We start from the raw sequence: 8,445 nt of genomic DNA on the forward strand, positions 1-8,445 counted from the left end.
AGCGTCCTAGCGGTGGGTGAAGTTCGGCGGGCGCTTCTCGACGAAGGCCGCCATCCCCTCGGACTGGTCCTCGGTCGCGAAAGTCGAATGGAAAACCCGACGTTCGTAGAGAAGTCCCTCGGTCAACGTGGATTCGAACGCGCGGTTGACGGCCTCTTTGGCCATCCTTGCCGCCGAGCGTGACATCTGCGAAATGGTGGTCGCGACAGCCTTGGCCTCGGCCAGCAGGTCGTCGGCGGGCACCACGCGCGAAACCAGGCCGCTGCGTTCGGCTTCGGCGGCGTCGATGGTGCGCCCGGTCAGAATGAGGTCCATCGCCTTGGCCTTGCCGATGGCGCGGGTCAGGCGCTGCGAGCCGCCCATGCCGGGCAGCACACCGAGTTTGATCTCGGGCTGGCCGAATTTCGCTGTGTCGGCGGCGATCAGCACATCGCACATCATGGCCAGCTCACAGCCCCCACCCAGGGCGTGCCCGGCCACCGCGGCGATCGTCGGGGTGCGGACGTCGGCGAGTTTGCCCCAGGTGGCGAAGAAGTCGGCGCCGAAGGCATCGGCGAATGTCAGGCCGAGCATTTCCTTGATGTCCGCGCCGGCGGCGAACGCCTTGGCCGATCCGGTGATGATGATGGCCCCGATGCCGGGGTCGTCATCGAAATCCGCTGCCGCACGGGTGACCTCGTTCATCACCTGGGTGTTCAGCGCGTTGAGGGCCTTCGGCCGGTTCAGGGTGATGATGCCGACGCGCTCATCGCGCTCGACAAGGATGGTCTCGTACTGTGCGTCTGTCATCCGGGCCGCCTTTCTAGAAACTCAAGTCGTCGTCGACCGGGGCGAAATACGCCTCGACGTCGGCTGCCGTGACGGCGGCCAGCTGCGCCGGCGACCACTTCGGATTGCGATCTTTGTCGATTAACTGTGCGCGGATGCCCTCGACCAGGTCGTGCGAGCGCAGCGACGCCGAGGACACCCGATAGTCCTGAACGAGAACGTCTTTCAGCGTTTCCAGTTTGGCTGCGCGGCGTACCGCCTCCAGCGTCACCGACAACGCGATGGGGGAGCGGGTGGCGATCAGGTTGGCGGCATCTTGAGCCGGTCCCGCGCCGTGGCCTCCGAGCGCGGCGACGATGTCCTCGACGGTGTCGCCCGCGAAGCAGTCATCGATCCAATTGCGTTGTGCCGCAAGTTCACTGGGTGGTGGCTCAACGGCATGCTTGGCCAGCGCCTTGTCCACGCCGTCGCTCACGATCGCCCGGCGGAATGCGTCGACGTCCCCGTGTGGCACATAGTGATCGGCGAACCCCATCGCGATCGCGTCGGCTCCGGAAAACGGCGCTCCGGTCAGTGCGGCGTGCAGGCCCAGCCCCCCCGGCGCGCGCGACAGCAGGTAAACCCCGCCGACGTCGGGGATGAAGCCGATGCCGACCTCGGGCATGGCGATCTTGGACGTGTCGGTGACCACCCGGGTGTTCGCATGCGCGCTGACGCCCACGCCGCCACCCATCACGATGCCGTCCATCACCGCGACGTACGGCTTGGCGAAGTCGGCGATCTGGGCGTTGAGCAGATATTCGTCGCGCCAGAAGCGTCGCGCCTCGACCCCGTCCTTGCGGGCGCTGTGGTAGATGGAGACCACGTCGCCGCCGGCGCACAGTCCGCGGTCACCGGCGCCGGAAAGCACCACCGCGCGCACCGCGTCGTCGTCCGCCCAGTCGGTGAGGACGGCGGCCAGGGTGTCCACCATCTGCTGGTTCAGCGAGTTGATCGCCTTGGGGCGGTTGAGCGTGATCAAGCCGACGCTTTCGTCAACCTCGGTGAGAACCTCATCGGATCCGTCGGTCACGCGGTAGCCTCCCTTGCGCCGGTCCAGCCTCGAGGAAGAAATCTAGATCGTCGCGACCGGCGCGGTATGCGCGGGTAAGGGTTATCTTTAACGCGACGACAACGGCTTGAGCCTTCCAAGGCTCGAGAAACTCCATAAAGTGCCCAGCTCTGCTGGGAACCAGCGTGGGCCGCTGATCGTTGAGATGGTGTTCGCACAGCTCGAAGCCAATAAGAGAGGACCCGACGGTGCGGGAGACAAGCAACCCGGTATTTCGTTCGCTGCCTAAGCAGAGGGGCGGATATGCGCAATTCGGCACTGGCGCGGCCCCGATGCAGGGCTACCAAGCCGACCCCTACGCGGCTCCCTACCAGGCTCCGTACCAGGAGACCAGGGCTTCGCGCCCGCTGACCATCGACGACGTCGTCACCAAGACCGGCATCACGCTGGCCGTGCTGGCAGCCTCCGCCGTGGTCTCCTACTTCTTGGTGGTGTCGAACCTCGCGCTGGCCATGCCGCTGACCCTGATCGGCGCGCTCGGCGGCCTGGGCCTGGTGCTGGTCGCGACCTTCGGCCGCAAGCAGGACAGCCCGGCGATCGTGCTCAGCTACGCCGTCCTCGAGGGCCTGTTCCTGGGTGCGCTTTCGTTTGTCTTCGCCCACTTCTCGGTGTCGAGCGCCAACGCCGGCGTGCTGATCGGCGAGGCCGTGATGGGCACCTTCGGGGTGTTCTTCGGCATGTTGGTGGTCTACAAGACCGGCGCCATCCGGGTCACGCCCAAGTTCACCCGCATGGTGGTCGCCGCGCTGTTCGGCGTGCTGGCCCTGATGCTGGGCAACTTCGTGCTGGCCATGTTCGGTGTCGGCGGCGGCGACGGCCTGGGTCTGCGCAGCGGCGGTCCGCTGGCGATCATCTTCTCGCTGGTGTGCATCGGCATCGCGGCGTTCAGCTTCCTCATCGACTTCGACGCGGCCGACCAGATGGTGCGCGCCGGCGCGCCGGACAAGGCGGCATGGGGTATCGCCCTGGGCCTGACGGTGACGCTGGTCTGGCTGTACATCGAGATCCTGCGTCTGCTCAGTTATCTACAGAACGACTAGCTCTGCCACACAAAAACCGGCACGCCGATCGGCGTGCCGGTTTTTTGTCTGCTGCCTCGGGCTTCCTCAACACCGCGGCCGTTGAGTGTGAGCCCACGGCGTTGAGTGTGGACTGGCGGCGCGGCCAATCGGCGTGTCGCCGACCAGGATTCACGCTCGAAGCCCAGGTTTCACACCGGTCGCCCAGGATTCACCCTCGGCGGCCAGCAGCGCCTTAGCTCAGCCGCTCGATCACCATTGCCATGCCCTGCCCGCCGCCGACGCACATGGTCTCCAGGCCGAACGTCTTGTCCTGCGTCTGCAGGTTGTTGAGCAGCGTGGTGGCGATGCGGGCACCGGTCATGCCGAACGGGTGGCCCAGCGCGATCGCTCCACCGGACACGTTCAGCTTGTCCTCGTCGATGCCGAGTTCGCGGGCCGAGCCCAGCACCTGCACGGCGAACGCCTCGTTGATCTCGAACAGGTCGATATCGCTGACCGACATCTTGGCGCGGGCCAGCGCCTTCTTGGTCGCCTCGATCGGGCCCAGGCCCATGATCTCCGGCGAGAGGCCGCTGACCCCGGTGGACACGATCCGCGCCAGCGGCGTCAGGCCGAGTTCCTTGGCCTTGGTGTCGCTGGTGATCACCACCGCGGCGGCGCCGTCGTTCAGCGGGCACGCGTTGCCTGCGGTCACCGTGCCGTTGGGCCGGAACACCGGCTTGAGCTGGCTGATCTTCTCGTAGGTCGTGCCGGGGCGGGGGCCGTCGTCGGTGCTCACCGTGGTGCCGTCGGGCAGGGCCACCGGGGTGATCTCCCGCTCGAAGAACCCGCTCTTGATCGCTTCCTCGGCGCGGTTCTGGCTGCGCACGCCCCAGTGGTCCTGGTCTTCGCGGCTGATGCCGGTCAGCAGGGCAACGTTTTCGGCGGTCTGCCCCATCGCGATGTACACGTCGGGCAGATTCTGATCGGCCCGGGGGTCGTGCCACTCGTCGGCGCCTTCGGCCGCGGCGGCCGAGCGCTCCTGCGCCTCACCGAACAGCGGGTTCTTGGTGTCCGGCCACGAGTCGGCGCTGCCCTTGGCGAAGCGGGACACGGTCTCCACGCCGGCGGAGATGAACGCGTCACCCTCGCCGGCCTTGATCGCGTGGAAGGCCATCCGCGAGGTCTGCAGCGACGACGAGCAATACCGGTTGACGGTGGTGCCGGAGAGGAAGTCGAAGCCGAGTTCGACGGCCACCACCCGCGCCAGGTTGTACCCGGATTCCCCGGCCGGCTGGCCGCAGCCCAGGATCAGGTCATCGATCTGGTGCGGGTTCAGGGCGGGCACCTTGTCGAGGGCGGCGCGGACGATCTGGACGGTCAGGTCGTCGGGGCGCATGTTGACCAGCGACCCCTTCATCGCGCGGCCGATCGGCGAGCGAGCAGTTGAGACAATGACGGCTTCAGGCATGGTTGTTCCCTTCAGATCCCTGCAGGTCCCTCAGATGGGGCTGGCTCGCTTGGCCACCGGGTGGTTTGTCCCCGATACGGGCGAGAACAAATCTAGTCGCTGCCGACCTCGGGACACGAAGACGGGGCAGGTCCGGGGGCCGGACGCCGCCACAGCCGCGACATGATGCTGGCCCGGGTGTGGCGCTGCCCGAGCACCGGGGCCGCCGGCGCGGCCAGCGGGCTCAGCGGCGGGTGCTCCACCTCCTCACCCAGCGCGTCGCACAGGGCGAGCAGCAGCGCGTCGGCGGCCAGCGCGTAGGCGGGCGCCGACGGGTGGTAGCCGTCCGCGGAGAACATCGTGTCGGGCGTGGCCCGGAACTGCGGCGCCATCAGCTGCGCCAGCGGCACCGGCACGCCTCCGGCCGAGCGGACCGCCGCGTTCTGGGCGCGGGCCAGCTGCAGGCACCGCTCGTGCGCCAGCGAACGCAGCGGTTGCGGAATGGCGCTGATGAACCCCAGATCCGGGCAGGTGCCGACGATCACTACCGCGCCCCGGGCGCGCAGCTTGCGGACGATCAACGCCAGCCGTTGCGCCGATTGGCTGACCCCGTTGAGCGCGGTCACGTCGTTGGCGCCGACCATGACGACCGCCACGTCGGGCGGCGGGCCGGCCACGAACATCGCGTCGACTTGGCCGCACACGCCCTTGGAGGTGGCGCCGACGATGGCCTTGGTGCTCAGCCGGATTCGCTTGCCGGTCTGCTCGGCCAGGCCCCGCGCGATCCGCACCCCCGGCACCTCGTCGGCGCTCAGGCAGCCGTAGCCGGCGGCGGTGGAATCGCCGAAGATCATCAGGTGTAGGTCGGCCGCCATACCGCAGTGCCACCGTTCCACGGGCCCGCCGCCGCGCGCGTACACGCCGTCGGCGCGGGGTGGGATGCCCCACGCCTTGGGGATGATGGTGCGCGCGTGGGACGCCTGGCCGACCAACAGACTGCGCGCCCCCAGGTAGGCGGTTCCTGTCGAGGCCAGCGCGCCCGCTGTGGCCAGGGCGATCGCCGAACGACGTGGCACCCGGATGGTCACGCATTCAAGTTTAGGGCCGCTCCGGAGTTTGCGCGGTCGCTGCGAAAAAACGAAGTGATCACGGTGCGAAGCAAAACTGGTATCAAATCAGCAATTTCATACGTTGCACTAAGCAATCGCTGTCAAGCTAGGAACGAGGGGATGGCTGAGCGCTACGGCAAACGTCTGAACCAGATGCTCGGCTGCCTCGTCACATGCTGTACCGCACTACAACGGCGTAGGAGGTTTTGAGCATGACCGCACCGAGCAAGGTATTGGGGTCGTCCGAGACCACCGTTCGTGCCCATGATGTCCTCCGAGCCCGCCGCGCCCAGACGCGCAAATTCGCGATCAGCGACGGCGCACCGGTCGAGGTCCTCGAATCCGGCCCCAGCGTTGCTGCGCGACTGGCCAACCTGACGTCACGCCTGACGATCCGGCCGATTCTGACCGTCGGCAGCCACGTGCCCAACCTGCCCTGGCCGTGGGGTCTCATCGACCTCACCGCCCGGGTGCTGATCCCGGCGTCGGCCACCGTCCGCGAGACGGTGACGTTGCCGCACGCGTCGGCGCAGCTGGTGCGCGCGCCCGGGGTGCTTCCCGCCGACGGCAGCCGCCGGATCGTCGTCTACCTCCACGGCGGGGCGTTCCTGACCTGTGGGGCGAACTCCCACGGCAGGCTCGTCGAAGCCCTCTCCAAGTTCGCCGATTCACCCGTCTTGGTGGTCAATTACCGTCTGCTGCCCAAGAATTCGGTCGGCATGGCGATCGAGGACTGCCACGACGCCTACCGGTGGCTGCGGCTGCGCGGCTACCAACCCGAGCAGATCGTGCTGGCCGGCGACTCCGCGGGCGGCTACCTGGCGCTCACACTGGCGCAGCGCCTGCTCGAGGAAGGCGAGGAGCCCGCGGCACTGGTGGCGATCTCGCCACTGCTGCAGCTGGCGAAGGAACCCAAGCAGGCCCACCCCAACATCGACACCGACGCGATGTTCTCCGCCGATGCGTTCGAGGCCCTCGCCGCGCTGGTAGCCGGCGCGGCCGGGAAGAACAACGTCAACGGCAAACCCGAAGAGATCTACGAGCCGCTGGAACACATCAAACCGGGCCTGCCGCGCACGCTGATTCACGTGTCGGGCTCGGAGGTGTTGCTGCACGATGCGCGGTTGGCGGCGAGCAGGCTGGCCGCGGTCGGCGTGCCGGCCGAGGTGCGGGTGTGGCCCGGCCAGATCCACGACTTCCAGCTGGCCGCGCCGATGGTGCCCGAGGCCACGCGCTCGCTGCGCCAGATCGGCGACTACATCCGCGAGGCGACCGGATAGCACCGCCGCACGAAACCTGCAGCGCAGTTGTGCGCCGCCCGAAACCGCCTGAGACGATGTGACGCATGCGGATCGCGCAGCACATCAGTGACCTCATCGGCGGCACGCCGCTGGTGCGCCTGAACTCCGTCGTTCCCGACGGTGCCGGCATCGTGGCGGCCAAGGTCGAATACCTCAACCCCGGCGGCAGCTCGAAGGACCGCATCGCGGTGAAGATGATCGACGCCGCCGAAGCCAGCGGGCAGCTGCGGCGCGGCGGCACCATCGTCGAACCCACGTCGGGCAACACCGGCGTCGGGCTGGCCCTGGTCGCCCAGCACCGCGGGTACAAGTGTGTGTTCGTCTGCCCCGACAAGGTCAGCGAGGACAAGCGCAACGTGCTGATCGCCTACGGCGCCGAGGTCGTAGTGTGCCCGACGGCGGTGCCGCCCGAGCATCCGGACAGCTACTACAGCGTCTCCGACCGGCTGGTCACCGAAATCGACGGCGCGTGGAAACCGGACCAGTACGCCAACCCGGAGGGCCCGGCCAGCCACTACGCCAGCACCGGCCCGGAGATCTGGGCCGACACCGACGGCAAAGTCACCCATTTCGTCGCCGGCATCGGCACCGGCGGCACGATCACCGGCGCGGGCCGCTACCTCAAGGAGATATCGAACGGGGCCGTGCGCATCATCGGCGCCGACCCCGAGGGGTCGGTGTATTCGGGCGGAACCGGCCGGCCCTACCTGGTCGAGGGCGTCGGCGAGGACTTCTGGCCGCAGGCATACGACCGCACGGTGCCCGACGAGATCATCGCGGTGTCCGACTCCGACTCGTTCGACATGACGCGGCGCCTGGCCCGCGAGGAAGCGCTGCTGGTCGGCGGGTCGTGCGGGATGGCGGTGGTCGCCGCGCTGCGGGTCGCCGAGGAAGCCGGACCGGACTCGCTCGTCGTGGTGTTGCTGCCCGACGGCGGGCGGGGCTACATGTCGAAGATCTTCAACGACGCCTGGATGTCGTCATACGGGTTCCTGCGCAGCCGCCTCGACGGGTCGACCGAGCAGTCCAGGGTCGGCGACGTGCTGCGCCGCAAGTCCGGCGCGCTGCCCGACCTGGTGCACACCCACCCGTCGGAAACGGTGCGCGACGCCATCGGCATCCTGCGCGAGTACGGCGTGTCCCAGATGCCGGTGGTCGGCGCCGAGCCGCCGGTGATGGCGGGGGAGGTCGCCGGCAGCGTCTCCGAACGCGAACTGCTGTCGGCCGTCTTCGAGGGCCGCGCGAAATTGGCCGACGCGGTCGCCCAGCACATGAGCCCGCCGCTGCCGATGATCGGCGCGGGCGAGTTGGTCAGCTCGGCGGGCAAGGCATTGCGCGATTGGGACGCGTTGATGGTGGTCGAAGAGGGCAAACCGGTGGGGGTGATCACCCGCTATGACCTGCTGGGCTTCCTCTCCGAGGGGCCTCGTGGACTGAGTGGGCGCCGGTAGCGCGCGGGGCTCCGGCGGGCGATGCGCGTCTCGCCCGTCCGTGAAACGCTCAGGTACGGTAATTCGGCCAGTCCAGCTAGAGACGTCCAGCTGTTCCGCAGTGGAAGGTTGCCCATGACCGATCAACCGCCGCCCGGCGGCGCTTACCCGCCGCCTCCCTCGTCGCCCGGTCCCTCCGGCGGGCAGCAGCCGCCATCCGGTGGCCAGGAGTTCCCGCCCCCGCCGCCACCCATCCCTCCGGCGCCCGGGGGCTC

The 8,445-nt window shown here is 68.3% G+C and carries 7 protein-coding genes; 3 read left to right on the forward strand and 4 right to left on the reverse strand.

Annotated elements, in window-relative coordinates:
- Positions 1–6: 6 nt before the first annotated feature.
- Both A5775_RS11845 and A5775_RS11850 read right to left on the reverse strand, forming a co-directional pair.
- Positions 7–789 (reverse strand): enoyl-CoA hydratase, encoded by a 783-nt coding sequence (locus tag A5775_RS11845; protein ID WP_067252166.1) that lies wholly within the window; start codon positions 787–789, stop codon positions 7–9.
- Positions 790–802: 13 nt separating this feature from the next.
- On the reverse strand, positions 803–1,840 hold the full coding sequence (locus A5775_RS11850) for an enoyl-CoA hydratase/isomerase family protein (protein WP_067252168.1): 1,038 nt from the start codon (positions 1,838–1,840) through the stop codon (positions 803–805).
- Between the two features lie 227 nt (positions 1,841–2,067).
- Between A5775_RS11850 and A5775_RS11855 the strand changes: the two genes are divergently transcribed.
- Entirely contained in the window at positions 2,068–2,919 is an 852-nt protein-coding gene (locus tag A5775_RS11855) for a Bax inhibitor-1/YccA family protein (RefSeq protein ID WP_067252170.1), read from the forward strand.
- A gap of 214 nt (positions 2,920–3,133) precedes the next feature.
- On the opposite strand, the gene A5775_RS11860 is transcribed toward A5775_RS11855, so the two are convergent.
- Entirely contained in the window at positions 3,134–4,351 is a 1,218-nt protein-coding gene (locus A5775_RS11860; protein ID WP_067252174.1) for an acetyl-CoA C-acetyltransferase, read from the reverse strand.
- 92 nt (positions 4,352–4,443) lie between these two features.
- Complete coding sequence (locus tag A5775_RS11865) at positions 4,444–5,418, reverse strand: SGNH/GDSL hydrolase family protein (RefSeq protein ID WP_067252176.1); 975 nt, start codon at positions 5,416–5,418, stop codon at positions 4,444–4,446.
- Between the two features lie 233 nt (positions 5,419–5,651).
- On the opposite strand from A5775_RS11865, the gene A5775_RS11870 reads away from it, so the two are divergent.
- Both A5775_RS11870 and A5775_RS11875 read left to right on the forward strand, forming a co-directional pair.
- The gene (locus A5775_RS11870) at positions 5,652–6,719 is read left to right on the forward strand and encodes an alpha/beta hydrolase (RefSeq protein WP_067252179.1); all 1,068 of its coding nucleotides are present in this window, start codon (positions 5,652–5,654) and stop codon (positions 6,717–6,719) included.
- A gap of 65 nt (positions 6,720–6,784) precedes the next feature.
- The gene (locus A5775_RS11875; protein ID WP_067252181.1) at positions 6,785–8,191 is read left to right on the forward strand and encodes a cystathionine beta-synthase; all 1,407 of its coding nucleotides are present in this window, start codon (positions 6,785–6,787) and stop codon (positions 8,189–8,191) included.
- Positions 8,192–8,445 lie beyond the last annotated feature (254 nt).

Source organism: Mycobacterium sp. 852002-10029_SCH5224772, from assembly GCF_001667315.1.
GTDB lineage: Bacteria > Actinomycetota > Actinomycetes > Mycobacteriales > Mycobacteriaceae > Mycobacterium.

Excerpts from the sequence above, each read along its gene's own strand:
- A5775_RS11845 (WP_067252166.1), bottom strand. The coding sequence starts at position 789 with ATGACAGACGCACAGTACGAGACCATCCTTGTCGAGCGCGATGAGCGC.
- A5775_RS11860 (WP_067252174.1), bottom strand. The coding sequence starts at position 4,351 with ATGCCTGAAGCCGTCATTGTCTCAACTGCTCGCTCGCCGATCGGCCGC.
- A5775_RS11870 (WP_067252179.1), top strand. The coding sequence starts at position 5,652 with ATGACCGCACCGAGCAAGGTATTGGGGTCGTCCGAGACCACCGTTCGT.
- A5775_RS11875 (WP_067252181.1), top strand. The coding sequence starts at position 6,785 with ATGCGGATCGCGCAGCACATCAGTGACCTCATCGGCGGCACGCCGCTG.